Origin of the sequence: Pseudomonas sp. TUM22785, from assembly GCF_028198105.1 — a bacterium.
Lineage (GTDB): Bacteria > Pseudomonadota > Gammaproteobacteria > Pseudomonadales > Pseudomonadaceae > Metapseudomonas > Metapseudomonas solani.
Map to the genome: position 1 here is coordinate 1,897,800 of NZ_CP116239.1, position 25,295 is coordinate 1,923,094.

Annotated in this window: 22 protein-coding genes; 17 read left to right on the forward strand and 5 right to left on the reverse strand. The window is 62.1% G+C overall.

Annotated elements, in window-relative coordinates; all coding sequences use genetic code 11:
• The first annotated feature begins 41 nt into the window (after positions 1-41).
• The 6 genes from PI990_RS08925 (at position 42) to rluB (ending at position 4,753) form a co-directional block, all read left to right on the forward strand.
• Positions 42-905 (forward strand): PHP domain-containing protein, encoded by an 864-nt coding sequence (locus PI990_RS08925; RefSeq protein WP_184490626.1) that lies wholly within the window; start codon positions 42-44, stop codon positions 903-905.
• A gap of 13 nt (positions 906-918) precedes the next feature.
• Complete coding sequence (locus PI990_RS08930) at positions 919-1,554, forward strand: L-threonylcarbamoyladenylate synthase (RefSeq protein ID WP_148304265.1); 636 nt, start codon at positions 919-921, stop codon at positions 1,552-1,554.
• A 122-nt stretch (positions 1,555-1,676) separates the two neighbouring features.
• Entirely contained in the window at positions 1,677-2,375 is a 699-nt protein-coding gene (locus PI990_RS08935; protein WP_169708463.1) for a segregation and condensation protein A, read from the forward strand.
• Complete coding sequence (gene scpB, locus PI990_RS08940; protein WP_271660403.1) at positions 2,376-3,191, forward strand: SMC-Scp complex subunit ScpB; 816 nt, start codon at positions 2,376-2,378, stop codon at positions 3,189-3,191.
• Positions 3,192-3,213: 22 nt separating this feature from the next.
• A complete protein-coding gene (locus PI990_RS08945) occupies positions 3,214-3,393 on the forward strand; it encodes a DUF1289 domain-containing protein (protein WP_021221167.1) in 180 nt (59 codons plus the stop codon).
• Positions 3,394-3,481: 88 nt separating this feature from the next.
• Positions 3,482-4,753, forward strand: a complete 1,272-nt coding sequence (gene rluB / locus PI990_RS08950) for a 23S rRNA pseudouridine(2605) synthase RluB (RefSeq protein WP_271660404.1) — start codon at positions 3,482-3,484, stop codon at positions 4,751-4,753.
• A 70-nt stretch (positions 4,754-4,823) separates the two neighbouring features.
• On the opposite strand, the gene PI990_RS08955 is transcribed toward rluB, so the two are convergent.
• The 5 genes from PI990_RS08955 to PI990_RS08975 form a co-directional block, all read right to left on the reverse strand.
• Entirely contained in the window at positions 4,824-5,750 is a 927-nt protein-coding gene (locus tag PI990_RS08955; RefSeq protein ID WP_021221169.1) for a GGDEF domain-containing protein, read from the reverse strand.
• A gap of 251 nt (positions 5,751-6,001) precedes the next feature.
• Entirely contained in the window at positions 6,002-6,742 is a 741-nt protein-coding gene (locus tag PI990_RS08960) for a YciK family oxidoreductase (protein ID WP_021221170.1), read from the reverse strand.
• 87 nt (positions 6,743-6,829) lie between these two features.
• Positions 6,830-7,501, reverse strand: coding sequence for an N-acetylmuramic acid 6-phosphate phosphatase MupP (mupP, locus tag PI990_RS08965; protein WP_271660405.1), 672 nt, complete (start codon positions 7,499-7,501; stop codon positions 6,830-6,832).
• Positions 7,502-7,506: 5 nt separating this feature from the next.
• The gene (gene ubiG, locus PI990_RS08970; protein WP_021221172.1) at positions 7,507-8,205 is read right to left on the reverse strand and encodes a bifunctional 2-polyprenyl-6-hydroxyphenol methylase/3-demethylubiquinol 3-O-methyltransferase UbiG; all 699 of its coding nucleotides are present in this window, start codon (positions 8,203-8,205) and stop codon (positions 7,507-7,509) included.
• A gap of 26 nt (positions 8,206-8,231) precedes the next feature.
• Complete coding sequence (locus PI990_RS08975; protein WP_271660406.1) at positions 8,232-9,557, reverse strand: TRZ/ATZ family hydrolase; 1,326 nt, start codon at positions 9,555-9,557, stop codon at positions 8,232-8,234.
• 113 nt (positions 9,558-9,670) lie between these two features.
• Here PI990_RS08975 and mtnA point away from each other — a divergent pair, with 113 nt between their 5' ends.
• From mtnA to gmd, 11 genes are all read left to right on the forward strand, one after another.
• Positions 9,671-10,747: an S-methyl-5-thioribose-1-phosphate isomerase gene (mtnA, locus tag PI990_RS08980; RefSeq protein ID WP_271660407.1), complete on the forward strand. Its 1,077-nt coding sequence runs from the start codon at positions 9,671-9,673 to the stop codon at positions 10,745-10,747.
• 218 nt (positions 10,748-10,965) lie between these two features.
• A complete protein-coding gene (gyrA, locus tag PI990_RS08985) occupies positions 10,966-13,737 on the forward strand; it encodes a DNA gyrase subunit A (RefSeq protein ID WP_271660408.1) in 2,772 nt (923 codons plus the stop codon).
• 98 nt (positions 13,738-13,835) lie between these two features.
• Entirely contained in the window at positions 13,836-14,921 is a 1,086-nt protein-coding gene (gene serC, locus PI990_RS08990; protein ID WP_271660409.1) for a 3-phosphoserine/phosphohydroxythreonine transaminase, read from the forward strand.
• Positions 14,921-16,015 (forward strand): prephenate dehydratase, encoded by a 1,095-nt coding sequence (pheA, locus tag PI990_RS08995; RefSeq protein ID WP_442969322.1) that lies wholly within the window; start codon positions 14,921-14,923, stop codon positions 16,013-16,015. The genes serC and pheA overlap by 1 nt, the downstream gene beginning before the upstream one ends.
• Positions 16,016-16,041: 26 nt before the next feature.
• Positions 16,042-17,154 carry a histidinol-phosphate transaminase gene (gene hisC / locus PI990_RS09000; RefSeq protein ID WP_271660410.1) on the forward strand — a complete coding sequence of 371 codons (1,113 nt, stop codon included), beginning with the start codon at positions 16,042-16,044 and terminating at the stop codon, positions 17,152-17,154.
• Positions 17,147-19,387 carry a bifunctional prephenate dehydrogenase/3-phosphoshikimate 1-carboxyvinyltransferase gene (locus PI990_RS09005; protein WP_271660411.1) on the forward strand — a complete coding sequence of 747 codons (2,241 nt, stop codon included), beginning with the start codon at positions 17,147-17,149 and terminating at the stop codon, positions 19,385-19,387. Before hisC ends, PI990_RS09005 begins: the two co-directional genes overlap by 8 nt.
• Positions 19,387-20,073 (forward strand): (d)CMP kinase, encoded by a 687-nt coding sequence (gene cmk, locus PI990_RS09010; protein ID WP_271660412.1) that lies wholly within the window; start codon positions 19,387-19,389, stop codon positions 20,071-20,073. Before PI990_RS09005 ends, cmk begins: the two co-directional genes overlap by 1 nt.
• Positions 20,074-20,436: 363 nt before the next feature.
• Positions 20,437-22,116 (forward strand): 30S ribosomal protein S1, encoded by a 1,680-nt coding sequence (gene rpsA, locus PI990_RS09015; protein WP_043243257.1) that lies wholly within the window; start codon positions 20,437-20,439, stop codon positions 22,114-22,116.
• A gap of 149 nt (positions 22,117-22,265) precedes the next feature.
• The gene (ihfB, locus tag PI990_RS09020) at positions 22,266-22,547 is read left to right on the forward strand and encodes an integration host factor subunit beta (RefSeq protein WP_142016069.1); all 282 of its coding nucleotides are present in this window, start codon (positions 22,266-22,268) and stop codon (positions 22,545-22,547) included.
• A 255-nt stretch (positions 22,548-22,802) separates the two neighbouring features.
• Positions 22,803-24,209 (forward strand): mannose-1-phosphate guanylyltransferase/mannose-6-phosphate isomerase, encoded by a 1,407-nt coding sequence (locus PI990_RS09025; protein WP_271660413.1) that lies wholly within the window; start codon positions 22,803-22,805, stop codon positions 24,207-24,209.
• The gene (gene gmd, locus PI990_RS09030; protein ID WP_271660414.1) at positions 24,209-25,291 is read left to right on the forward strand and encodes a GDP-mannose 4,6-dehydratase; all 1,083 of its coding nucleotides are present in this window, start codon (positions 24,209-24,211) and stop codon (positions 25,289-25,291) included. The genes PI990_RS09025 and gmd overlap by 1 nt, the downstream gene beginning before the upstream one ends.
• Positions 25,292-25,295 lie beyond the last annotated feature (4 nt).

The following is a 25,295-nucleotide window of genomic DNA, read 5'->3' on the forward strand; positions in this document are numbered from 1 at the left end:
CGGCATAATAACAAACCATTCTCGTAGCGAAAGCGCACGCCATGCACATTGATCTGCACTGTCACAGCACGGCCTCCGACGGCGCCCTGGCGCCCGCCGTACTGGTGGCGCGCGCCCATGAAAAGGGCGTGCGGGTGCTGGCGCTGACCGACCACGACACCCTCGAAGGGCTGGAGGAAGCACGCAGCGCCGCCGCCGACCTGGACATCGAACTGATAAACGGCGTGGAGCTGTCCTGCACCTGGGGCGGCGCCACGATTCACGTGCTCGGCTATGCCTTCCGTCAGGACGCGCCAGAGCTGCGCCAGGCCATCGCCGACCTGCACCAGGGCCGCTGGTCGCGTGCCGAGGAGATCGACCGGCGCCTGGCCGCCAAGGGCATGCCCGGGGCGCTGGAAGGCGCGCGAGCGATCCAGCGCGAACTGGGCGACAGCGGCAACGCGCCGGCACGCCCGCATTTCGCCGAGTTCCTGGTGCGCGAGAAGCATGTGCGCGACCGTGCCGAGGCCTTCCGCAAATGGCTGGGCTCGGGCAAGCTCGGCGACGTCAAGCAGCACTGGCCGCCCCTGGCCGAGGCGGTGGGTACGCTGCGTGCCGCCGGGGCCTGGATCAGCCTGGCGCATCCCTACCATTACGACTTCACTAAGACCAAGCGTCGCAAGCTGGTGGCGGATTTCATCGCCGCCGGCGGCCACGCCATAGAGGTGGTCAACGGTATGCAGCCTGCGGAGCAGGTGGGCGTGTTGACCATTCTCGCCCGCGAATTCGGCTTGCTGGTGAGTGCCGGCAGCGATTTCCACGCACCTGGGGACTGGTCGGAGCTGGGCGTGTACCGACCCATACCGGAGGACCTGCCGCCCCTGGCGGCGCGTTTCCAACATGCACAACGACCAACTGAACGCTGAACAGGGAGATAACGTGAGTCAGTTTTTCCAGGTCCACCCGGAGAATCCCCAGCCGCGGCTGATCAAACAGGCGGTGGAGATCGTCAGGGCGGGGGGCGTGATCGTCTATCCCACCGACTCCTCTTATGCGGTCGGCTGCGCCATCGGCGAGAAGAACGGCGTGGAACGCATCCGCCGCCTGCGCCGCCTGGATGACAAGCACAACTTCACCCTGGTCTGCCGCGACCTTTCCGAGCTGGGGCTGTTCGCCAAGGTCGACACCGCTGCGTTCCGCCTGCTCAAGGCGCATACGCCCGGGCCTTACACCTTCATCCTCAGCGCCACCCGCGAAGTGCCGCGCATGCTGCTGCACCCCAAGCGCCGCACCATCGGCCTGCGGGTGCCGGACCACCCTATCGCCCTGGCGTTGCTGGAGGAGCTGGGCGCGCCCTTGATGAGCGCCACCCTGACCCTGCCCGGTGAAGCCCTGCCGATGAGCGATCCCTACGAGATGCGCCAGATCCTCGAGCACCAGGTGGACCTGATCATCGACGGCGGTTATGGCGGCATGGAAGCCTCCACCGTGGTCGACCTGTCCGAAGGCGAGCCGCGCCTGGTGCGCGCGGGGTGTGGTGACCCGGCGCCCTTCCTGACGGACGCCGAGGCGTGAGTGCAGAGGCTACGCCCCAGGTCGATAGCCAGGCCGGTGCCCAGCAGGAACTGCCGTTCGCCCTGGTCTACGGGCAGGCGGTCACCGAGCTGCCCATCGACCTCTATATCCCGCCGGATGCCCTGGAGGTGTTCCTCGAAGCCTTCGAAGGGCCGCTCGACCTGCTGCTTTATCTGATCCGCAAGCAGAACATCAACATCCTCGATATCCCCGTGGCGGAGATCACTCGCCAATACATGGGCTATGTCGAACTGATGAAGTCGGTGCGTCTGGAGCTGGCCGCCGAGTACCTGGTGATGGCCGCCATGCTCGCCGAGATCAAGTCGCGCATGTTGTTGCCGCGCTCCAGCGAGGCGGAGGTCGAGGAAGAAGACCCGCGCGCCGAGCTGATCCGCCGCCTGCAGGAGTATGAGCGCTACAAGGCCGCCGCCGAAGGCATCGACATGCTGCCCCGGGTTGGCCGCGACAACACCGTGCCGCGCCTGGATGCTCCCGAGGCGCGGGCCCGCAAGCTGCTGCCGGATGTGAGCCTGGAAGAATTGCTGCTGTCCATGGCCGAGGTGCTGCGCCGCGCCGACATGTTCGAAAGCCACCAGGTGACCCGCGAGGCGCTGTCCACCCGCGAGCGCATGAGTGAAGTGCTGGAGCGCCTCAAGGGGGGCGCCTTCCTGCCGTTCGTCAGCCTGTTCACCGCCGAAGAAGGGCGATTGGGCGTGGTGGTGACCTTCATGGCAGTGCTGGAGCTGATCAAGGAACAACTGGTGGAACTGGTGCAGAATGAGGCCTTTGCACCCATCCACGTCCGCGCAAGAGCCGAGTAGATGAACCTTAACGACCCCAAGGAGCTGGCCTCCCTGCTCGAGGCGTACCTGCTGGCTTCCGGCAAGCCGCTGTCGCTGGAGCGCATCGCCGAGCTGTTCGAGGAAGCCGAGCGACCGGAGCTCGCGCAGATCCGTGCCGCACTGGCGATCCTGGCCACCTCCTGCAAGGGGCGCGCCTTCGAACTCAAGGAAGTGGCATCCGGTTACCGCCTGCAGGTGCGTGAACGCTTCGCGCCCTGGGTCGGCCGCCTGTGGGAGGAGCGCCCGCAGCGTTATTCCCGCGCGATGCTGGAAACCCTGGCGCTGATCGCCTACCGCCAGCCGATCACCCGGGGCGAGATCGAGGACATCCGTGGCGTGGCGGTGAACAGCCAGATCGTCAAGACGCTGATCGAGCGCGAGTGGATTCGTGTGGTCGGTTACCGCGATGTGCCCGGCCGCCCGGCGATGTTCGCCACCACCAAGGGCTTCCTCGACCATTTCAACCTGAAGAACCTCGATGACCTGCCGCCGCTCGCCGCCCTGAGAGAGCTGGAGCCCGAGCCGGTTCTGGCCCTCGATGACGTCGACGTGCCGGTGCCCGAAGGTTTGCAGGCGCGCGCCGACCTGGCGAGCGAAGAGCCCGCCGAGCCCCGCGAGGAAACCAGCTTCCGCTCCTTGCTGGCGGAGCTGGACACCATGGAGCAGGGGTTGAAGATCGACTTCGACGACCTGCCCGTCGCCGACGCCGAGCAACCGGCGGGCGAGGAGCCCGCCGAGGTGGAAGCGGGCGACGAGGCGCTGTTCGATGAGGCGCCTGACGAGACCCGTCACTGAGGCCACAAGACGAGGCGCTGCGATGAAGGACCCCTGCATCAAGGTTTGCCAGTTTGCCGACGACGTTTGCCGGGGTTGCGGACGTACCCGCAGCGAAATCAAGGGCTGGAAGAAGCTCGGCAAGCAGGCGCGCCGCGAGGTGCTGGCCGAAGCCGATATGCGCCTGCTGGCCCTCGCCGCGACCGGCCGGCGAAAACACTGACGACCCCGCGCGCGCTCAGCTAGCCTGAGGTTCGCCCGCCGCGTATGATGCGCGACCTTTTTGAATGACTACACCGGGAGGTGCCCAGATGAACGAAGACGAATACAGCCCCGCTGGGGAAAAGCTGCAGAAGGTCCTGGCCCGCATTGGCCTGGCTTCGCGCCGAGACATCGAGGCCTGGATCACCGAAGGCCGCGTCAAGGTCAACGGCGTGGCCGCGACCCTCGGCCAGCGCGTCGACCGTCATGACGCCATCAGCGTCGACGGCCGCCTGCTCAAGCGCGAGGAAGAGACCGAAGCCGTCCGCCGCGTGCTGATCTACAACAAGCCCGACGGCGAAGTCTGCACCCGCGACGACCCGGAAGGCCGCCCCACCGTATTCGAGCGCCTGCCGCGGCTGCGCGCTGGCCGCTGGATCAACATCGGTCGTCTGGACATCAACACCACCGGCCTGCTGCTGTTCACCACCGACGGTGAGCTGGCCAACCGCCTGATGCACCCCTCCTACGAGATGGACCGCGAGTACGCCGTGCGCGTGCGGGGTGAAGTCACCGAGGAGATTTTGGAGAACCTGAAGAACGGCGTGATGCTGGAAGACGGCCCCGCCAAGTTCACCGACATCCAGGAAGCGCCCGGCGGCGAAGGTTTCAACCATTGGTACCACTGCGTGGTGATGGAAGGCCGCAACCGCGAAGTACGTCGCCTTTGGGAATCCCAAGGCCTGGTGGTCAGCCGCCTGAAGCGCGTGCGTTTCGGCCCGGTGTTCCTCACCTCCGAGCTGACCATGGGGCGCTGGCGCGAGATGGACCAGTCCGAAGTGGACATCCTCAGTGGCGAAGTGGGCCTCAAGCCTATCCAGCTGCCGGAGGTTTCCAGCAAGCACAAGGACAAGGTCGAGCGCATGCAGCGCAAGCTGGTCAAGCCGGTGAGCGGCCGTGGCCGGCGTCAGGGCGATGAGCGCCCGGCCCGTGGCCCGCGCAGCGAAGGTGGCGAGCGTCCTGCCCGTGGTCGTGGCGAAGGTGCTGAGCGCCCGAGCCGTGCACCGCGTGGTGAAGGTTCGGATCGTCCGGCCCGTGCTCCTCGTGGCGAGGGTTCTGACCGCCCGGCACGCAGCCCCCGTGGCGAAGGTGCCGAACGTCCCGCCCGCGCTCCGCGCCCGGCAGCCCGTGGCGAGCAGAACCGTGGCACGCCGCTGGCGGAGCGCCCGCGTGATGTGGCCAAGAAGCCCCGTGGCAAGCCCCAGGGCGATGCCAGCGAAGTGGCTGAACGCCCGCAGCGCAAGCCGGCGCGCCCGGTAAGCAAGCGCACCAATGGGCCGGCAGGCGAGGGCCAGCGCCCCGGTTTCGGCCGCAAGCGCTGATTTGCCGATGCAATGAAAAAGGGGCCCGATGGGCCCCTTTTTCGTGGGTGTCGTTCGCGTTGGGCGGGACTTAGCCAGCCATGGACAGGCGATTGCGGCCGGTGCGCTTGGCCACATAGAGGGCGCTGTCGGCACGGCGCAGCAGGCTGTCCACCGATTCGGCCGGCAGCAGCGTGGCGCAGCCCAGGCTCATCGACAGCTCGATGGGACGCCCGCCAACCAGGTGCTGGATCTCCATCACGCCCATGCGCAGGCGCTCGCCGACCATGCCGGCGGCTTCGCGGCAGGTGTTGGAGAGCAGGACGAGGAATTCCTCACCGCCGTAGCGGAACACCATGTCGACGTTACGCAGCTTGCCCTTGAGGGTGGCGGCCACGGCTTTGAGCACTTCGTCGCCGGTGCTGTGGCCGTATTCGTCGTTGACGCGCTTGAAGTGGTCGATGTCCAGCATCAGCACCGACAGCGGCTGTTGGCTGCGCCGCGCCAGGTCCACCTCGCGTTGCAGCGCCTGGTCCATGGCGATGCGGTTGCCGGTGTCGGTCAGCGGGTCGCGCAGTGCCGATTGCACCGCAGTGCGGTAGAGCAGGGCGTTGCGCAGCGGGAAGAGCATGCAGGCGAGCAGCGATTCGAGCTGGCTCAGTTCGGCATCGTCGAAACGCTGGCGGCGACGGAAGATCAGCTCGCCCAGGTACTCGCCCTCGTGGCTCAGGCGGTAGCCGGCCGAGTGGGCGGCACGCTCGCCGTATTCCAGGCGCAGGTCACTGCTCTGGTGCTGGTAGGCCAGGGCGTCGAGGGGGACGAGGCGCTGCACTTCACGGAAGAACAGGCTGACGATGCGCTCCACATCCAGGCTGGTCTGCAGCTGCATGCTCAACTGGCGACGCAGTTCCAGCAGGGTCATCTGCCGCAGCTTGCTTTGCGCCGGGCTGGTAAAGCCCAGGCGCTGAAGCTTGGCAGCATCGAAATCTATGGTGTTGGTAGGGGTGGACGGGACCATTTGGCGAACCTCTGACGCTCGAAGCGACGACACCAGGCATAGAGCGATTTCCGTGCCAGAACCGTTTTACGTCTTTAAAAGCGTTTGGATTCAAGGTGTTATCTGTAGTGGCAAAAAGCCTGTGGCAAGCTTTTGCCGGTGGATTGGCGCACGCCTGGCAACGTGATGCCGTTCACGGGGGAGCGGTGACGGTTTAATGGCGGAGGGGGCGGCGGCGACTGTTGCGGTCGCCGCGTGAGGCGGTTGCCGGGTTACTGGGCGTCGAAGGCCTGGCCGTTGACGCCGGTGCTGTCGGCGCCCATGAGGTAGAGGTAGACCGGCATGATGGCGTCGGGCAGCGGATTGTTTTCCGGGTTCTCGCCCGGGTAGGCCTGGGCGCGCATGCTGGTGCGGGTGGCGCCGGGGTTGACGCTGTTGGAGCGGACGTTGGCGATGCCGTCCAGTTCGTCGGCCAGGGTCTGCATCAGGCCTTCGGTGGCGAACTTGGAAACCCCGTAGGCGCCCCAGTAGGCGCGACCCTTGCGGCCAACGCTGCTGGAGGTGAAGACCACCGAGGCGTCGCTGGACAGCTTGAGCAGCGGCAGCAGGGTGCTGGTCAGCATGAACATGGCGTTGACGTTGATCTGCATGACACGCATGAAGTTGTCGCCGGACAGCTGCTCCATCGGCGTGCGCGGGCCGATGATGGAGGCGTTGTGCAGCAGGCCGTCGAGGCGGCCGAATTCGTTCTCCACCATGGCCGACAGTTCGTCGTACTGGTGCGGCTGGGCGGTTTCCAGGTTGAAGGGGATGACTGCCGGCTGGGGATGGCCCGCCGCTTCGATCTCGTCATAGACCTGGTTGAGGTTGGCTTCGGTCTTGCCCAGCAGCAGCACGGTGGCACCGTGGGCCGCGAAGGCCTTGGCGGCAGCGGCGCCGATGCCGCGGCCTGCGCCGGTGATCAGGATGACCCGGCCCTTGAGCAGGTCGGGGCGGGCGGAATATTGAAACATATGAAACTCCTTCGGAGAGCTGGAAGCTTGAAGTTGAAAGCTGGAAGCATGCGGATCGCTTCCGGCTTCAGGCTTTCAGCTTCCGGCTCAGCATGAGCACAGCGCGCGATCGAGTACGGCGCGCAGTTCGAGGGGGTGGTCGACGACCACGTCGGCGCCCCAGTGGCTGGGGTTGTCGTCGGGGTGGATGTAGCCATAGGTGACGGCGGCGGTGCGGGTGCCGGCGGCGCGGCCGGACTCGATGTCACGCAGGTCGTCACCGACGAAGAGCACGCTGGCCGGGTCCAGCTGCAGGCGGCTGCAGGCCAGGAGCAGGGGCTCGGGGTCGGGCTTGCTGTTCTTCACGTGGTCCGGGCAGATGAGGATCGCCGAGCGTTCGGCCAGGCCGAGCTGCTGCATGATCGGCTCGGCGTAGCGCACCGGCTTGTTGGTGACCACGCCCCAGATCAGGCGTGCCTTCTCGATATCCTGCAGCAGTGCATCGATGCCGTCGAAGGGGCGGGTGAGCACGGCGCAGTGGGCTTGGTAGCGCTCCAGGAATTCCTGGCGCAGGGTTTCGAAGCCCTCGGCTTGCGGGTCCATGTCGAAGGCGGCGGCGACCATGGCACGGGCGCCGCCGGAGACCTGGTCGCGCACCAGTTTGTCGTCCAGGACCGGCAGGCCCCGGTCGGTGCGCATGGCCTGGGTCACGGCGATGAAGTCCGGCGCCGAGTCCAGCAGGGTGCCGTCCATGTCGAAGAGTACCGCTCTGAGGCGCATGCCGGTCACTCCTCGCGCAGCGTGTGGATCATGTAGTTGACGTCCACGTCGCTGGCCAGCTTGTAGTGCTTGGTGAGGGGGTTGTAGGTGAGGCCGATGATGTCCTTCACCTGCAGGCCGGCGGCGCGGCTCCAGGCGCCCAGCTCGGAGGGGCGGATGAATTTCTTGAAGTCATGGGTGCCGCGGGGCAGCAGGTTCATGATGTATTCGGCGCCCACGATGGCGAACAGGTAGGCCTTGGGGTTGCGGTTGATGGTGGAGAAGAACACCTGGCCGCCCGGCTTGACCAGGGTCTGGCAGGCGCGGATCACCGAGGCCGGGTCCGGCACGTGTTCGAGCATCTCCAGGCAGGTGACCACATCGAACTGGCCGGGCATCTCGGCGGCCAGCTCTTCGGCGGTGATGCGGCGGTATTCCACCGGCACGCCGGATTCCAGCTGATGCAGGCGGGCGACGGCCAGGGGCGCTTCACCCATGTCGATGCCGGTGACCTTGGCGCCACGCTGGGCCATGGCCTCGCTGAGGATGCCGCCGCCGCAGCCGACGTCGAGCACCGTCTTGCCGGCGAGGCGGGCGCGCTCGTCGATCCAGTTGACCCGCAGGGGGTTGATGTCGTGCAGCGGTTTGAACTCGCTTTCGCGGTCCCACCAGCGGTGGGCGAGGGCTTCGAATTTGGCGATTTCAGCGTGGTCGACGTTGCTCATGGAGACACCTTTTCATCAATCGGAATTCAGTGGCCGGCGATCCGCTCGCCCCAGGCTTTCGCGGTGGCGATCAGGCGGTCTTCGTCCAGGCGGGTGAGACGGCCTGCATCGAGCAGGGGCTTGCCGTCGACCCACACATGCCGGACGCAATCGCGGCCGGTAGCATAGATAAGCTGCGAAACCGGGTCGTAGACCGGTTGCTGCGCCAGCCCGGAGAGGTCGAAGGCGACCATGTCGGCGGCCTTGCCGATCTCCAGCGAGCCGGTGTCCTGTTCCATTCCCAGGGCCCGCGCTCCATTGAGCGTAGCCATGCGCAGGGCGCGGTGGGCGTCCAGGGCGGTGGCCGAGCCGGCGACGGCCTTGGCCAGCATGGCGGCGGTGCGGGTTTCGCCCAGCAGGTCGAGGTCGTTGTTGCTGGCGGCACCGTCGGTGCCCACGGCGACGTTGACCCCGGCCAGCCATAGGCGCTCCACCGGGCAGAAGCCGCTGGCGAGCTTTAGGTTGGATTCCGGGCAATGGATGACGCTGGTGTTGCTTTCTACCAGCAGTGCCAGGTCTTCATCGCTGATCTGGGTCATGTGCACGGCCTGGAAGCGCGGGCCGAGCAGACCGAGGCGGGCCAGGCGGGCCAGGGGGCGTTCACCGCGCTGCTCCAGGCTCTGCTGGACCTCGAACGCGGTTTCCTGCACGTGCATGTGGATGCCGGCATCCAGCTCTTCGGCGAGCATGCGGATGTTTTCCAGCTTGTCGTCGCTGACCGTGTAGGGCGCATGGGGGCCGAAGGCGACCTTGATGCGCGGGTGGTGCTTGAGGTCGCTGAACAGTTCGAGGCCATGGCGGATGGCTTCGGCGGCGTCGAGGGCGCCGGGAATGGGGAAGTCGATGACCGGGATGGTGATCTGCGCCTTGATCCCGCTGCCGTGCACCGCCTCGCTGGCCACGGCGGGGTAGAAGTACATCTCGGAGAAGCAGGTGATGCCGCCCTTGATCTGCTCGGCGATGGCCAGTTCGGTGCCGTCACGGACGAAGGCCTCATCGACCCATTTGGCCTCGGCCGGCCAGATGTGCTGCTCCAGCCAGGTCATCAGCGGCAGGTCGTCCGCCATGCCACGGAACAGCGACATGGCGGCGTGGCCGTGGGCGTTGATCAGTCCGGGAGCCAGCAGCATGCCCGGCAGCTCGCGCACTTCCGTCGCGGGCCAGCGCAGGGCCTCTTCGCGCGTGGCGATCAGCGCGATACGCCCGTCACGGATGCCCAGCGCATGGTCACGCAGAACCACGCCTGCGGGTTCCACGGGGACTATCCAGGTTGGCAGCAGGAGCAGGTCGAGCGGGGCTTTGGCGTCGGGCATGGTGGCGCATCCTGGGCGCAGGAAAATATCGCGGCAGTATACCCGAGCCAGACAGGCTCGGGATCGCTATAATCCGCGGTTTTTCCGCGAGTTTATTGGTGGCGAGGTGTTCCATGCGTGAGCAACTGTTGGCAGCCGAGAAGGTGATCGCCATCGACTGGCGGGACGGGGTCCTGCGACTGCTCGACCAGCGCCTCCTGCCCCAGGAGGAAACCTGGCTGGAATACGCCACGGCGGCCGACGTCGCTGAAGCGATCCGCCTGATGGTGGTGCGCGGTGCGCCGGCCATCGGCATCAGTGCCGCCTACGGGCTGGTGCTGGGCGCCCGTGCGCGGCTGGCGGCTGGCGGCGATTGGCGTGAGGCGCTGGAGCAGGATTTCAGCGTACTGGTGGACTCGCGACCCACGGCGGTCAATCTGTTCTGGGCGCTCAATCGTATGCGCGAGCGTCTGGAGCGCCTCAAGGATGGCGAAGACCCGCTGCAGGTGCTGGAGGCAGAAGCGGTCTCCATTCACGAAAGCGACCGCGAGGCCAATCTGACCATGGCCCAACTGGGCATGGAGTTGATCCGCAAGCACCAGGGCAATCCCCAGGCGCTGTTGACCCATTGCAATACCGGTGCCCTGGCCACGGGCGGCTTCGGTACCGCATTGGGGGTGATTCGTGCCGCCCACCTGGATGGACTGGTGGAGCGCGTCTATGCCGACGAGACCCGCCCCTGGTTGCAGGGCGCGCGCCTTACCGCATGGGAGCTGGCCAACGAAGGCGTGCCGGTGAGTCTCAATGCCGATGCCGCGGCAGCGCACCTGATGAAGACTGCCGGCATCACCTGGGTGATAGTCGGGGCGGACCGCATCACTGCCAATGGCGATGTGGCGAACAAGATCGGCACCTACCAGTTGGCGGTGTGCGCCATGCACCACGGTGTGCGCTTCATGGTCGTGGCGCCGAGCTCCACCATCGATATGGCGCTGGAGAGCGGTGATGACATTCCGATCGAGGAGCGTGAGGGGCGCGAGCTGCTCGAATTGGGTGGCAAGCGGGTGGCGGCCGATGTGCATGCGGTCAATCCGGTGTTCGATGTGACCCCGGCGGACCTGATCGACGCCATCGTGACCGAGAAAGGCATTGTCGAGCGGCCCGACACCGCCAAGCTGGCGCAACTGATGTGCCGCAAACGCCTGCATTGAGGCGTGGGCCTGCGCCCGGCGGGGCTGGGTGCAGGGCAGTGACTGTGGTAAGCTCCGCCAGTTATCGAGCCTCCCTTTGCAAGGTCGGCATTCTGTGCGGATCCGTGGCTTAACTCGTTGATTTGTCGTGAGTCGTGCTGGCGCAGCCAGGCGACGAGCCTCGCGTCATCCAGGAAGGATGTGTCGGGGTTTCACTAGAAAAAGGAATCAGGCTTCTCATGGGCGAACTGGCCAAAGAAATCCTCCCGGTCAATATCGAAGACGAGCTGAAACAGTCCTACCTCGACTACGCGATGAGCGTGATCGTCGGGCGCGCCCTGCCGGATGCGCGCGACGGTCTGAAACCGGTACACCGTCGCGTGCTGTTCGCCATGAGCGAGCTGAGCAACGACTGGAACAAGCCGTACAAGAAATCCGCCCGTGTGGTCGGTGACGTGATCGGTAAGTACCACCCCCACGGTGATACCGCCGTGTACGACACCATCGTGCGCATGGCCCAGCCTTTCTCCCTGCGCTACATGCTGGTCGATGGCCAGGGCAACTTCGGTTCGGTGGACGGCGACAACGCCGCAGCCATGCGATACACCGAAGTGCGCATGTCCAAGCTGGCCCACGAGCTGCTGGCGGACCTGGACAAGGAAACCGTCGACTGGGTGCCCAACTACGACGGCACCGAGCAGATCCCGGCGGTCATGCCGACCAAGATCCCCAACCTGCTGGTCAACGGCTCCAGCGGCATCGCCGTGGGCATGGCCACCAACATCCCGCCGCACAACCTCTCCGAAGTCATCGACGGTTGCCTGGCGCTGATGGACAACGGCGAGCTGACCGTCGATGAGCTGATGCAGTACATCCCCGGTCCGGACTTCCCGACCGCGGGCATCATCAACGGTCGTGCCGGCATCATCGAGGCCTACCGCACCGGCCGTGGCCGCATCTATATCCGTGCCCGCGCCGAAATCGAGGACATGGAGAAGGGCGGTAACCGCCAGCAGATCATCGTCACCGAGCTGCCCTACCAGTTGAACAAGGCGCGTCTGATCGAAAAGATCGCCGAACTGGTCAAGGAGAAGAAGCTCGAAGGCATCACCGAGTTGCGCGACGAGTCCGACAAGGACGGCATGCGCGTAGTGATCGAGCTGCGTCGTGGCGAAGTCGGCGAGGTTGTGCTCAATAACCTCTACGCTCAGACCCAGATGCAAAGCGTGTTCGGCATCAACGTGGTGGCCCTGGTCGACGGCCAGCCGCGCACGATGAACCTCAAGGACATGCTCGAGGTGTTCATCCGTCACCGCCGTGAAGTGGTGACCCGCCGTACCGTCTACGAGCTGCGCAAGGCCCGTGAACGCGGCCACATCCTCGAAGGCCAGGCCGTCGCCCTGTCGAATATCGACCCGGTGATCGAGCTGATCAAGAACTCGCCGACCCCGGCCGAGGCCAAGGACCGCCTGATCGCCACCGCCTGGGAATCCTCCGCCGTGGAAGCCATGGTCGAGCGCGCCGGTGCCGATTCCTGCCGTCCGGAAGACCTGGATCCGCAGTACGGCCTGCGCGAAGGCAAGTACTACCTGTCTCCGGAGCAGGCCCAGGCCATCCTCGAGCTGCGCCTGCACCGCCTGACCGGCCTGGAGCACGAGAAGCTTCTGGCCGAGTATCAGGAAATCCTCACCCTGATCGGCGAGCTGATCCGCATCCTTACCAACCCCGAGCGCCTGATGGAAGTCATCCGCGAGGAGCTGGAGAAGGTCAAGGCCGAGTTCGGCGACGCCCGCCGCACCGAGATCGTTGCGTCCCAGGTGGACCTGACCATCGCCGACCTGATCACCGAAGAAGAGCGCGTCGTCACCATCTCCCATGGTGGCTACGCCAAGTCCCAGCCGCTGGCCTCTTACCAGGCGCAGCGTCGCGGTGGCCGCGGCAAGTCCGCCACCGGTGTGAAGGACGAGGACTACATCGAACACCTGTTGGTCGCCAACAGCCACGCCACGCTGCTGCTGTTCTCCAGCAAGGGCAAGGTGTACTGGCTGAAGACCTTCGAAATTCCGGAAGCCTCGCGTACCGCCCGCGGTCGTCCGCTGGTGAACCTGCTGCCGCTGGACGAGGGCGAGCGCATCACCGCGATGCTGCAGATCGACCTGGAAGCGCTGCAGCGCGAAGCCGGCGACGAGGATGACCTCGAGGAAGCCGAGGGCGCAGTGCTCGAAGGCGAGATCGTCGAGCAGGAAGTCGAGGAAGTCGAAGGCGATACCCCGGAACTGGTGGCTGAGCCTACCGGTGCCTACATCTTCATGGCCACCGCCTTCGGTACCGTGAAGAAGACCCCGCTGGTGCAGTTCAGCAAGCCGCGTTCCAGTGGCCTGATCGCTCTGCGCCTGGATGAGGGTGACACCTTGATCGCTGCCGCCATCACCGACGGCGCCAAGGAAGTCATGCTGTTCTCCAGCGCCGGCAAGGTGATCCGCTTCGCCGAAAGCATGGTGCGCATCATGGGCCGTACCGCCCGTGGTGTCCGCGGCATGCGCCTGGCCAAAGAACAACAACTGATCTCCATGCTGATCCCCGAAACCGGTGCGCAGATCCTGACCGCATCGGAGCGCGGCTTCGGCAAGCGCACCGGCCTGGGCAAGTTCCCGCGCCGTGGCCGTGGTGGTCAGGGTGTGATTGCCATGGTCATCAACGAGCGTAACGGCAAGCTGGTCGGCGCCATTCAGGTGCAGGACGGCGAGGAGATCATGCTGATCTCCGACCAGGGCACCCTGGTGCGTACCCGTGTCGACGAAGTCTCCAGTTCCGGCCGCAACACTCAGGGCGTGACCCTGATCAAGCTGGCCAAGGACGAGACCCTGGTTGGCCTGGAGCGTGTGCAGGAGCCGTCCGGCGTCGACGAGGACGAGGAGCTGGAAGACGGCGAGGTGGCAGTCGATGCCGCAGCCGACGCTCCGGCGGACGACGTCCAGCAGGATGACGCGCAACCGGCAGGTGAAGAGTAAGAAGCTGCAGAGCGGGCGGGCCCTAGCCGGCCTGTCCACTCGGTAGAAGACCATCAGTGGGGGTGCAGGTGCCCCCGCGCTACCCAGTGAGAGTGGATGTGAGCAAGCGAGCCTTTAACTTCTGCGCCGGCCCGGCCGCGCTTCCGGAAGCTGTCCTGCAACGCGCCCAGGCGGAGCTCCTCGATTGGCAAGGCAAGGGCCTCTCCGTCATGGAGATGAGCCATCGCAGTGACGATTATGTCGCCATCGCCGAGAAGGCCGAGCAGGATCTGCGCGACCTGCTCTCCATCCCCTCCAACTACAAGGTGCTGTTCCTCCAGGGCGGTGCCAGCCAGCAGTTCGCCGAGATCCCGCTGAACCTGCTTCCGGAAAACGGCGTGGCCGACTACGTCGAGACCGGCATTTGGTCGAAGAAGAGCATTGAGGAAGCTGCCCGCTACGGCCGCGTCAATGTGGCTGCCAGCGCCAAGGGCCTGGACTACTTCGCCATTCCCGGGCAGAACGACTGGAAACTCAGTGCTGATGCCGCCTATCTGCACTACGCCTCCAACGAGACCATCGGTGGCCTGCAGTTCGACTGGATTCCCGAAACCGGCGATGTGCCGCTGGTTGTGGATATGTCTTCCGACATCCTTTCCCGCCCGCTCGATGTGTCCCGCTTCGGCCTGATCTACGCCGGCGCGCAGAAGAACATCGGCCCGAGTGGCCTGGTCGTGGTCATCGTCCGCGAGGACCTGCTGGGCCGTGCTCGCTCGTCCTGTCCGACCATGCTCAATTACAAGATCGCCGCGGATAACGGCTCCATGTACAACACGCCTGCGACCTTCTCCTGGTACCTCTCGGGCCTGGTGTTCGAGTGGCTGAAGGAGCAGGGCGGCGTCGAGGCCATGGAGCAGCGCAACCGCGCGAAGAAGGAGCTGCTCTACGGCTACATCGACAAGAGCGACTTCTATACCAACCCGATCGCGGTGAATGCGCGTTCGTGGATGAACGTTCCGTTCCGCCTGGCCGATGAGCGCCTGGACAAGGACTTCCTTGCCGGTGCCGATGCTCGTGGTCTGCTCAACCTCAAGGGCCACCGCTCGGTGGGCGGCATGCGTGCCTCCATCTATAACGCTGTCGGCCTGGATGCGGTCGAAGCCCTGGTGGCCTACATGGCGGAGTTCGAGAAGGAGCGCGGCTGATGTCCGAGCACGAACTGAAGGCCCTGCGCCTGCGTATCGATAGCCTTGACGAGAAGATCCTCGAGCTCATCAGTGATCGCGCCCGCTGCGCCCAGGATGTGGCGCGGGTGAAGATGGCCGCTCTGCCGGAAGGCGAAAAGCCGGTCTTCTATCGCCCCGAGCGTGAGGCCTGGGTGCTCAAGCACATCATGGAGCGCAACCAGGGGCCGCTGGGCAACGAAGAGATGGCGCGGCTGTTCCGCGAAATCATGTCGTCCTGCCTGGCGTTGGAACAGCCGCTCAAGGTCGCGTACCTGGGGCCGGAGGGTACTTTCACCCAGGCTGCGGCGATGAAGCATTTCGGTCACGCGGTGATCAGCACGCCGATGGCGGCTATCGATGAGGTGTTCCGCGAAGTGGCGGCCGGTGCGGTCAATTTCGGCGTGGTGCCGGTGGAAAATTCCACCGAAGGGGCGGTCAACCACACGCTGGACAGCTTCCTCGAGCACGACATGGTCATATGCGGTGAGGTGGAGCTGCGTATCCACCATCACCTGCTGGTGGGGGATACCACCAAGACCGACAACATCACCCGCATCTATTCCCACGCCCAGTCCCTGGCCCAGTGCCGCAAGTGGCTGGACGCGCACTACCCGAACGTCGAGCGCGTGGCTGTTTCCAGCAACGCCGACGCCGCCAAGCGGGTGAAGAGCGAGTGGAACTCCGCCGCCATCGCTGGCGACATGGCCGCCAGCCTCTACGGGCTGACCAAGCTCTGCGAGAAGATCGAGGACCGCCCGGACAACTCCACGCGCTTCCTCATCATCGGCAGCCAGGAAGTGCCGCCCACCGGCGACGACAAGACCTCGGTCATCGTTTCCATGCGCAACAAGCCCGGCGCGCTGCATGAGCTGCTGGTGCCCTTCCACACCAACGGCATCGACCTGACTCGCATCGAGACCCGCCCGTCCCGCAGCGGCAAGTGGACCTATGTGTTCTTCATCGACTTCATCGGCCATCACCGCGATCCGCTGATCAAGGATGTGCTGGAGAAGATCAACCAGGAAGCCGTGGCGCTGAAGGTGCTGGGGTCCTACCCGAAAGCGGTTCTCTGAACCCAAGAGATTTTCAAGGAGCGCCCATGAGCTGCGACTTCCTCGCCCTGGCACAGCCGGGCGTGCAGAAACTTTCGCCTTACGTGCCGGGCAAGCCGGTTGATGAGCTGGCCCGCGAGCTGAGTCTCGATCCGGCCGGCATCGTCAAGCTGGCCAGCAACGAGAACCCCTTGGGCCCGAGCCCGAAGGTGCTCGAGGCCATTCGTGCCGAGCTGGCCGAGCTGACCCGCTACCCGGACGGCAATGGCTTCGAGCTCAAGCGCCGTTTGGCCGAGCGTTATGACCTGAAGCCGGAGCAGGTAACCCTAGGCAACGGCTCCAACGACATTCTCGAGCTGGTGGGTCGTGCTTACCTGGCCCCGGGCCTGAATGCGGTCTTCAGCGAGCATGCTTTTGCCGTCTATCCCATCGTCACTCAGGCTGTCGGTGCTACCGCGAAAGTGGTGCCGGCCAAGGAGTGGGGCCATGATCTGCCGGCGATGCTGGCGGCCATCGACGAGCAGACCCGTGTGGTCTTCGTCGCCAACCCGAACAACCCGACCGGTACCTGGTTCGGCCCGGAGGCGCTGGATGATTTCCTCGCCAAGGTGCCGGAGAACGTGCTGGTGGTGCTGGACGAGGCCTATATCGAGTATGCATCGGGCGATGAGCTGCCTGACGGCCTCGACTACCTGGCGCGCTACCCGAACCTGCTGGTCTCCCGCACCTTCTCCAAGGCCTATGGCCTGGCTGCGCTGCGGGTGGGTTATGGGATTTCCTCCGCCCGTGTCGCCGATGTGCTGAACCGTGTACGCCAGCCGTTCAACGTCAACAGTCTCGCCCTGGCAGCCGCGTGCGCGGCCCTGGCGGATGTGGATTACCTGGCCGAAAGCCGTCGTCTCAATGATGCCGGCATGGCGCAACTGGAAGACGGTTGCCGCGCGCTGGGCTTGGGGTGGATTCCGTCCCGTGGCAACTTCATTGCCATCGATTTCGGTCGTGATACTGCCGGGATCAACAAGGCCTTGCTGGCTGCCGGCGTTATCGTGCGCCCGGTAGCCGGCTATGGCATGCCGAACTTCCTGCGTGTTTCCATCGGTCTCCCCCAGGAGAACCAGCGCTTCCTCGACGTTCTGGGGCAGGTGCTTGCCCGTGGCTGATGTCATGCCGCTGCAACAGCGTTCTCCTAAGCTCGGGCGCCTTGTGGTGATCGGGCTTGGCCTGATCGGTGGCTCCTTTGCCAAGGGGCTGCGTGAGAAGGGGGCGTTCGATGAAGTCGTGGGTGTCGATCTGGACGCCGAGTCGCGCCGCCTGGCCGTGGAGCTGGGCGTGGTCGACCGTTGCGAGGTCGATCTCGCTGCCGCCTGTCAGGGGGCTGCGGTGATCCAGCTCGCCGTGCCTATCCTGGCCATGGAGCGCCTGCTGAAAGAGCTGGCGCAGCTGGATCTCGGCAATGTAGTGCTCACCGATGTCGGCAGCGCCAAGGGCAATGTCGTGCGTGCCGCGCGCCTGGCTTTCGATGGCATGCCGGCACGCTTCGTACCCGGGCACCCCATCGCCGGCTCCGAGCAGAGCGGTGTGGAGGCGGCCAATGGCGCGCTCTTCAGTCGCCACAAGGTGATCCTGACGCCTCAGGATTCCACCGATGCCGACGCGCTGGCTCTGGTCGATGCGCTCTGGCGCGAGCTGGGTGCCGACGTCGAGCACATGCAGGTCGAGCATCACGACGAAGTGCTTGCCGCCACCAGCCACTTGCCGCATCTGTTGGCATTCGGCCTGGTGGATTCGCTCGCCAAGCGCAGCGAGAACCTGGAGATTTTCCGCTATGCCGCCGGTGGCTTCCGCGACTTCACGCGGATCGCTGGCAGTGATCCAGTCATGTGGCACGACATCTTTCTCGCCAACCGCGACGCCGTGCTGCGGGTGCTGGACGCATTTCGTGGCGACCTCGACGCCTTGCGCGACGCGGTCGACGCTGGGGATGGGCATCAACTGCTGGGCGTTTTCACTCGCGCCCGCGTCGCCCGCGAACATTTCAGTAAAATCCTGGCCCGCAGGGCCTATGTGGACGCCATGCACAATAACGACCTGATTTACCTGGCCCAGCCGGGTGGCCGCCTTTCCGGGCGTATCCGCGTTCCGGGCGACAAGTCCATTTCCCACCGCTCGATCATGCTCGGCTCCCTGGCTGAAGGCACGACCGAGGTCGAGGGGTTCCTCGAGGGTGAAGACGCCCTGGCGACCCTGCAGGCGTTCCGCGACATGGGGGTGGTCATCGAAGGCCCGCACCATGGTCGCGTGACCATCCATGGCGTTGGCCTGCATGGCCTGAAGCCGCCGCCCGGCCCGTTGTACCTGGGTAACTCCGGTACCTCCATGCGCCTGCTCAGTGGCCTGCTCGCCGCCCAGCCGTTCGACACCACCCTGACCGGCGACGCTTCGCTGTCCAAGCGCCCGATGAATCGCGTGGCCAAGCCGCTGCGCGAAATGGGCGCGGTGATCGAAACTGCCGCCGAAGGCCGTCCTCCGATGGTCATCCGCGGTGGCCAGCGCCTTACCGGCATGAGCTACGAGATGCCGATGGCCAGTGCTCAGGTCAAATCCTGCCTGCTGCTCGCCGGTCTCTATGCCGCCGGTGAGACCTCCGTCACCGAGCCCGCGCCGACCCGTGATCACACCGAGCGCATGCTGCAGGGCTTCGGCTACCCCGTTGCCGTGGATGGCAGCACTGCAACCGTGGAAAGCGGTCACAAGCTGTCCTCGACCCATATCGAAGTGCCTGCGGACATTTCCTCGGCAGCCTTCTTCCTGGTCGCCGCGAGCATCGCCGAGGGCTCCGAACTGCTGCTGGAACACGTGGGCACCAACCCGACCCGTACCGGCGTGATCGACATCCTCAAGCTGATGGGCGCCGATATCACCTTGGAGAACCAGCGCGAAGTGGGTGGCGAGCCGGTTGCTGATATTCGCGTGCGCGCAGCGAAGCTCAAGGGCATCGATATTCCCGAGGACCTGGTGCCGCTGGCCATCGACGAGTTCCCGGTGTTGTTCGTCGCTGCCGCTTGCGCCGAAGGGCGTACCGTACTGCGTGGCGCCGAAGAGCTGCGGGTCAAGGAATCCGATCGCATCCAGGTGATGGCCGATGGCCTAGTAGCGCTGGGCGTGAAGGCCGAGCCGACCCCGGATGGCATCATCATCGACGGCGGCGCCTTCGGTGGCGGTGAGGTCTGGAGCCACGGCGACCACCGTATCGCCATGTCCTTCAGCGTCGCTTCGCTGCGGGCGGGTGGGGCGATCCGTATTCACGATTGCGCCAACGTCGCGACCTCCTTCCCGAACTTCCTCGGGCTGGCGGCGCAAGTGGGCATCCAAGTCGCCGAAGAGGGCAAGTGATGAATACTGCAGCGCCGGTCATCGCCATCGACGGCCCGGGTGGCTCGGGCAAGGGCACGGTTGCGGGCTTGCTGGCCAAGCGCCTCGGCTGGAACCTGCTGGACTCCGGTGCGCTTTATCGCCTGCTGGCCTTCGCGGCGCGTAACCATGGCGTCGACCTGACCAACGAGGAGTCGCTGAAGGTTCTGGCGGCGCACCTCGATGTGCAGTTCCTCTCCAATGCCGGTGGCGTGCAGCGGATCATCCTCGAAGGTGAGGACGTCTCCGACGTCATCCGCACCGAGACGGTGGGGGCGGGGGCTTCGCAGGTTGCCGCATTGCCGGCGGTACGCGATGCGTTGCTGCAGCGTCAGCGTGCGTTCCAGGAGGCGCCTGGCCTGGTCGCCGATGGTCGCGACATGGGCACCGTGGTGTTTCCCGATGCGCCGCTGAAGATATTCCTCACCGCTACTGCAGAAGAGCGTGCGCGCCGCCGCTATCTGCAGCTGAAAGGCAAGGGCATGGAAGTCGAGATGGCTTCCCTGCTGACCGAGATCATCGAGCGGGATGAGCGTGATACCCAGCGCTCGGTTGCGCCGCTCAAGCCCGCCAAGGATGCGCTGATTCTCGACTCCACCCATCTGAGCATCGATGAGGTGCTGGAGCGGATTCTCGCGGCTTTTGCTGATCTGGGGCTGGATGACTGATCGGGTATCTGCGCCGACAACGCCGCGGCCTCCGGTCGCGGCGTTGTCGTTTTCACCGCGACCAGGGCAGTAGCAACCCGTCGGGCTGAAGGCCCGGCTTCGCCAAGTCGTGGCAATTGACGGCAGTCAGCCTCATTGCTAACATTCCAGCCCTTATGTCGGCTTGATTTCTCTCGTTAGAGGTCGAGCCGGTTCTGATTCCGAAAGGATGTGCCTCATTGCCAGTCATCCGACTGAGCGTGGTGCCGCAGGGGTGGAACGGGATACCAGTTAACGTCCCTTTCACCTTTAATCACTGACTTGACCGCATTTGCTGGTAGTGCGGAATAGGGCCTTTAGTGGCCTTTGACTACAGGTATGATCATGAGCGAAAGCTTTGCAGAACTTTTTGAAGAAAGCCTGAAATCCCTCGACATGCAGCCGGGTGCCATCATCACCGGCATCGTGGTCGACATCGACGGTGACTGGGTCACCGTGCATGCTGGCCTCAAGTCCGAGGGCGTCATCCCGGTCGAGCAGTTCTACAACGAACAGGGCGAGCTGACCATCAGCGTGGGTGACGAAGTTCACGTTGCGCTGGACGCGGTAGAAGATGGCTTTGGTGAAACCAAGCTGTCCCGCGAGAAAGCCAAGCGCGCCGAGTGCTGGATTGTTCTGGAAGCTGCTTTCGCTGCTGAAGAAGTGGTCAAGGGCGTTATCAACGGCAAGGTCAAAGGCGGTTTCACCGTCGACGTCAGCGGCATCCGCGCGTTCCTGCCGGGCTCCCTGGTGGACGTCCGCCCCGTGCGCGACACCACTCACCTGGAAGGCAAAGAGCTCGAGTTCAAAGTCATCAAGCTCGACCAGAAGCGCAACAACGTTGTCGTTTCCCGCCGCAGTGTCCTGGAAGCCGAGAACAGCGCCGAGCGTGAAGCTCTGCTGGAATCCCTGCAGGAAGGCCAGCAAGTCAAAGGTATCGTCAAGAACCTCACTGACTACGGCGCATTCGTTGATCTGGGTGGCGTAGACGGCCTGCTGCACATCACCGACATGGCTTGGAAGCGCATCAAGCACCCGTCCGAGATCGTCAACGTTGGCGACGAGATCGACGTCAAGGTTCTGAAGTTCGACCGCGAGCGCAACCGCGTCTCCCTGGGCTTGAAGCAACTGGGCGAAGACCCATGGGTTGCCATCAAGGCTCGCTACCCGGAAGGCACCCGCGTAACCGCGCGCGTTACCAACCTGACCGACTACGGCTGCTTCGCAGAGCTGGAAGAAGGCGTGGAAGGTCTGGTGCACGTTTCCGAGATGGATTGGACCAACAAGAACATCCACCCGTCCAAAGTCGTTCAGGTTGGCGACGAAGTGGAAGTTCAGGTTCTCGACATCGACGAAGAGCGTCGTCGTATCTCCCTGGGTATCAAGCAGTGCAAATCCAACCCGTGGGAAGACTTCTCCGGTCGCTTCAATAAAGGCGACAAGATCTCCGGCACCATCAAGTCGATCACCGATTTCGGTATCTTCATTGGTCTGGAAGGCGGCATCGACGGCCTGGTTCACCTGTCCGACATTTCCTGGAACGAAGTTGGCGAAGAAGCCGTACGTCGTTTCAAGAAAGGCGACGAGCTGGATACCGTCATCCTGTCCGTAGATCCGGAGCGCGAGCGCATCTCCCTGGGTATCAAGCAGCTGGAAGACGATCCGTTCTCCAACTACGCCTCCCTGAACGAGAAAGGCACCATCGTGCGCGGTATCGTCAAGGAAGTTGATGCCAAGGGCGCTGTAATCACCCTGGGCGATGACATCGAAGGCATCCTGAAAGCCTCCGAAATCAGCCGTGACCGCGTTGAAGACGCGCGCAACGTGCTGAAAGAAGGCGAAGAAGTCGAAGCCAAGATCATCAGCATCGACCGTAAGAGCCGCGTCATCAGCCTGTCCGTCAAGTCGAAAGACGTGGACGACGAGAAAGACGCAATGAAGGAACTGCGCAAGCAGGAATCCGAGAGCACTGGTCCGACCACCATTGGTGATCTGATCCGCGCTCAGATGGAGAACCAGGGCTAAGTCCTGATTCCTTCATCAAAAAGGGCGGCCTAGGCCGCCCTTTTTGTTGCCTGAGTTTTACCCTCGGTTATTAGGGCTGTTCAAAGCTCCGTGGTCATGCTAAAACCGCGTAGAGCTGATCTAGCCGCTTGATATAGAAGGGAAAAAACATGACCAAGTCGGAGTTGATCGAACGAATCGTTACCCACCAGGGCCAGCTTTCCTCGAAGGATGTGGAGCTTGCCATCAAGACCATGCTCGAGCAGATGTCCCAGGCATTGGCCACGGGCGATCGTATCGAGATACGCGGCTTTGGCAGCTTCTCCCTCCATTTTCGTGCGCCGCGTACGGGGCGCAATCCTAAAACTGGTGAGTCGGTTCGTCTGGACGGGAAATTTGTGCCGCATTTCAAGCCAGGAAAGGAATTGAGAGATCGGGTCAATGAGGAGTAATTGGTAGTCGGATTTATTTCTTCTCTGAAGGTCGTTATCCTTTTATTAAGAGAACGCTAGCTTAAGCTTCTTCGAAGTTAATTATGTACACATGTTGGTCTGGAAGATTATGTTATATTGACATTATGGATGTTTAGCAAAAGAATTTATTTAAGCGCTGACAAAGTGCCTCTCCTAAGTTTACATATCACTATTTTCGATTTTCACTCTTGCTGAATGGTAAAGTTTTGAGTGATATTATCCGGTGTTGATTATATGAGTTTTATACCAGTTGTTCTTTGTGGTGGTTCTGGCACTCGTCTTTGGCCATTGTCTCGTAAAAGTTTTCCAAAGCAGTTTTTGCCTCTCATAAATAATAAGAGTTTGCTTGAGCTTACTTTTGAGAGAGTTACTTCTCAAGAGTTGATGGTGGTCGCTGCTGAAGAGCATCGATTTATGGTTCTGGAAAAAATGGTTTCGTTAGGGAAGCAAGGGGTTATTCTTTTAGAGCCCACATCAAAAAATACAGCGGCCGCAATGACAATTGCAGCATTAGAGAAGAAAAACTCCGACAGTTTGTTACTTTTCTGCCCTGCCGACCACTATATCCCCGACAGCGATTATTTTTTAAATACAATCAAGAGTGCACTCCCTGCAGCAAAGGATGGTGCAATTGTCACTTTTGGCGTTTCTCCGTTTTTTCCAAGTACTGCATATGGCTATATTCTAAGAGGAGATGCCAATTCGGCTGGCGGTTACCTAGCCAAGGAGTTTGTTGAAAAACCTAGTGAAACACGGGCAAGTGAGCTTTTGCTCTCTGGTAACTATTTTTGGAATGCAGGAATATTTCTATGCAAACCGAGCACCCTACTTGATGCGGTAGAGCGATATGCGCCTGATGTACTAAAGAGCTGCCAGGCGGCAATGGCCTCGAAGCAAAAAGAGGAAATTGCGGCCAACTGCACTTTTGTTCGACCTGATGAAACCGTTTTTGCAAGCTGTAGATCTCAAAGTATAGATTATGCTGTTATGGAGCATCACGACCGTGTGGTTGTTTTTCCATTCGGTGGGCAGTGGAGTGACGTCGGAAGTTGGAAAGCTGTGGCGGAGTTGCTTCCTTCAGATGATGTAGGGAATCGAATAGTCGGGAATGGAATAGCTTGTTCTTCCCAGAATGTCTTTATACATGCTGGCGATAGGCCGGTTGTTGCGCTAGGTGTGCAAGGTCTAACTGTTATTGATACCCCAGATGCGGTGCTTGTGCTTGATCATAAGCATGTTGAGCAAGTAAAGGATTTGGTTTTACAGCTTGAGGCAAAGAAATATACACAAGCTATTTCTCATCGAAGAGTTGCTAGGCCTTGGGGGTGGTACGACTGCGTTGATGCAGGGGAGCGCTTCCAGGTTAAGCGTATCGGTGTTAAGCCTGGTGCCTCACTATCACTGCAAAAGCACCAGCATCGAGCTGAGCATTGGATCATAGTGAAAGGGACTGCTGAGGTCACGAGAGATCAAGAGGTATTTATTTTAACTGAAAATCAGTCAACCTATATCCCAATAGGTGTTACTCACCGACTTAAGAATCCTGGAATGGTAGAACTTGAAATAATAGAAGTTCAGTCTGGAAGCTATCTTGGCGAAGACGATATAGTTAGAATTGAAGACAATTATGGAAGAGCATAATGACTAAGGTTGCATTAATTACCGGGGTTACTGGGCAAGATGGAGCATATCTATCTGAGTTTTTGTTGAATAAAGGTTATGAGGTCCATGGCTTAAAGCGTAGGACCTCTTTATTTAACACAGCGCGTATAGATCACCTTTTTCATGATGCGCATGAGTCAGGGCGCCCGTTTTATTTGCATCATGGTGATATGACGGACTCTTCTAGTTTGACCCATATTATTCAAAAAATTCAGCCAGACGAAATATATAATTTAGCCGCTCAAAGTCATGTTGCAGTTTCTTTTGAGGAGCCTGAGTATACTGCAAACTCAGATGCTCTAGGGGCTTTACGTATTCTAGAGGCCATAAGAATACTTGGGTTGACGAAGAAAACCAGATTCTATCAAGCATCAACATCCGAGCTTTATGGGCTGGTTCAAGAGGTACCCCAAAAAGAGACAACGCCATTCTATCCTCGCAGCCCATATGCAGTGGCAAAGTTATACGCATACTGGATTACTGTAAATTATCGGGAGGCATACGGGATTTATGCTTGTAACGGGATACTTTTCAATCATGAGAGCCCTATTCGGGGAGAGACATTTGTTACCCGTAAAATAACTCGGGCATTAGCGAGAATTAAGCTTGGTCTACAAGAGTGCCTGTATCTAGGGAACATGGACTCTTTGAGGGACTGGGGACACGCGCGAGACTATGTTGAAATGCAGTGGCTTATGTTACAGCAGCCGTCCCCTGAAGACTTCGTTATCGCCACAGGGGTTCAATATAGCGTTCGAGACTTTGTTAGCTTAGCGGGAAAAGAGCTAGGCATCGATATTTCTTGGGAGGGCCAAGGAGTTGAAGAGAAGGGGTATGCTAATGGCAAGTGCATTGTCGCGGTTGATCCTCGGTATTTTCGTCCAACAGAAGTAGAATCTCTTCTCGGTGATGCATCTAAGGCAAAGCAAAGGCTTGGATGGACGCCTAAAATCTCTTTCTCTCAACTGGTTTGTGAAATGGTTCAGGAGGATCTAAAAAGCGCTGAGCGCGATGTGCTTATTGGCGCGCATGGCTACAGTGTTGTACCTGGGCAGGGATGACGAG

What these genes read in the sequence shown, in the direction of transcription:
- rpsA (WP_043243257.1), top strand. Translation starts at nt 20,437, where the DNA reads ATGAGCGAAAGCTTTGCAGAACTTTTTGAAGAAAGCCTGAAATCCCTC.
- mupP (WP_271660405.1), bottom strand. Translation starts at nt 7,501, where the DNA reads ATGCGCCTCAGAGCGGTACTCTTCGACATGGACGGCACCCTGCTGGAC.
- ihfB (WP_142016069.1), top strand. Translation starts at nt 22,266, where the DNA reads ATGACCAAGTCGGAGTTGATCGAACGAATCGTTACCCACCAGGGCCAG.
- mtnA (WP_271660407.1), top strand. Translation starts at nt 9,671, where the DNA reads ATGCGTGAGCAACTGTTGGCAGCCGAGAAGGTGATCGCCATCGACTGG.
- ubiG (WP_021221172.1), bottom strand. Translation starts at nt 8,205, where the DNA reads ATGAGCAACGTCGACCACGCTGAAATCGCCAAATTCGAAGCCCTCGCC.
- PI990_RS08925 (WP_184490626.1), top strand. Translation starts at nt 42, where the DNA reads ATGCACATTGATCTGCACTGTCACAGCACGGCCTCCGACGGCGCCCTG.
- pheA (WP_442969322.1), top strand. Translation starts at nt 14,921, where the DNA reads ATGTCCGAGCACGAACTGAAGGCCCTGCGCCTGCGTATCGATAGCCTT.
- cmk (WP_271660412.1), top strand. Translation starts at nt 19,387, where the DNA reads ATGAATACTGCAGCGCCGGTCATCGCCATCGACGGCCCGGGTGGCTCG.
- hisC (WP_271660410.1), top strand. Translation starts at nt 16,042, where the DNA reads ATGAGCTGCGACTTCCTCGCCCTGGCACAGCCGGGCGTGCAGAAACTT.
- rluB (WP_271660404.1), top strand. Translation starts at nt 3,482, where the DNA reads ATGAACGAAGACGAATACAGCCCCGCTGGGGAAAAGCTGCAGAAGGTC.
- scpB (WP_271660403.1), top strand. Translation starts at nt 2,376, where the DNA reads ATGAACCTTAACGACCCCAAGGAGCTGGCCTCCCTGCTCGAGGCGTAC.
- gmd (WP_271660414.1), top strand. Translation starts at nt 24,209, where the DNA reads ATGACTAAGGTTGCATTAATTACCGGGGTTACTGGGCAAGATGGAGCA.
- PI990_RS09025 (WP_271660413.1), top strand. Translation starts at nt 22,803, where the DNA reads ATGAGTTTTATACCAGTTGTTCTTTGTGGTGGTTCTGGCACTCGTCTT.
- PI990_RS08955 (WP_021221169.1), bottom strand. Translation starts at nt 5,750, where the DNA reads ATGGTCCCGTCCACCCCTACCAACACCATAGATTTCGATGCTGCCAAG.
- gyrA (WP_271660408.1), top strand. Translation starts at nt 10,966, where the DNA reads ATGGGCGAACTGGCCAAAGAAATCCTCCCGGTCAATATCGAAGACGAG.
- PI990_RS08960 (WP_021221170.1), bottom strand. Translation starts at nt 6,742, where the DNA reads ATGTTTCAATATTCCGCCCGCCCCGACCTGCTCAAGGGCCGGGTCATC.
- PI990_RS08945 (WP_021221167.1), top strand. Translation starts at nt 3,214, where the DNA reads ATGAAGGACCCCTGCATCAAGGTTTGCCAGTTTGCCGACGACGTTTGC.
- PI990_RS08975 (WP_271660406.1), bottom strand. Translation starts at nt 9,557, where the DNA reads ATGCCCGACGCCAAAGCCCCGCTCGACCTGCTCCTGCTGCCAACCTGG.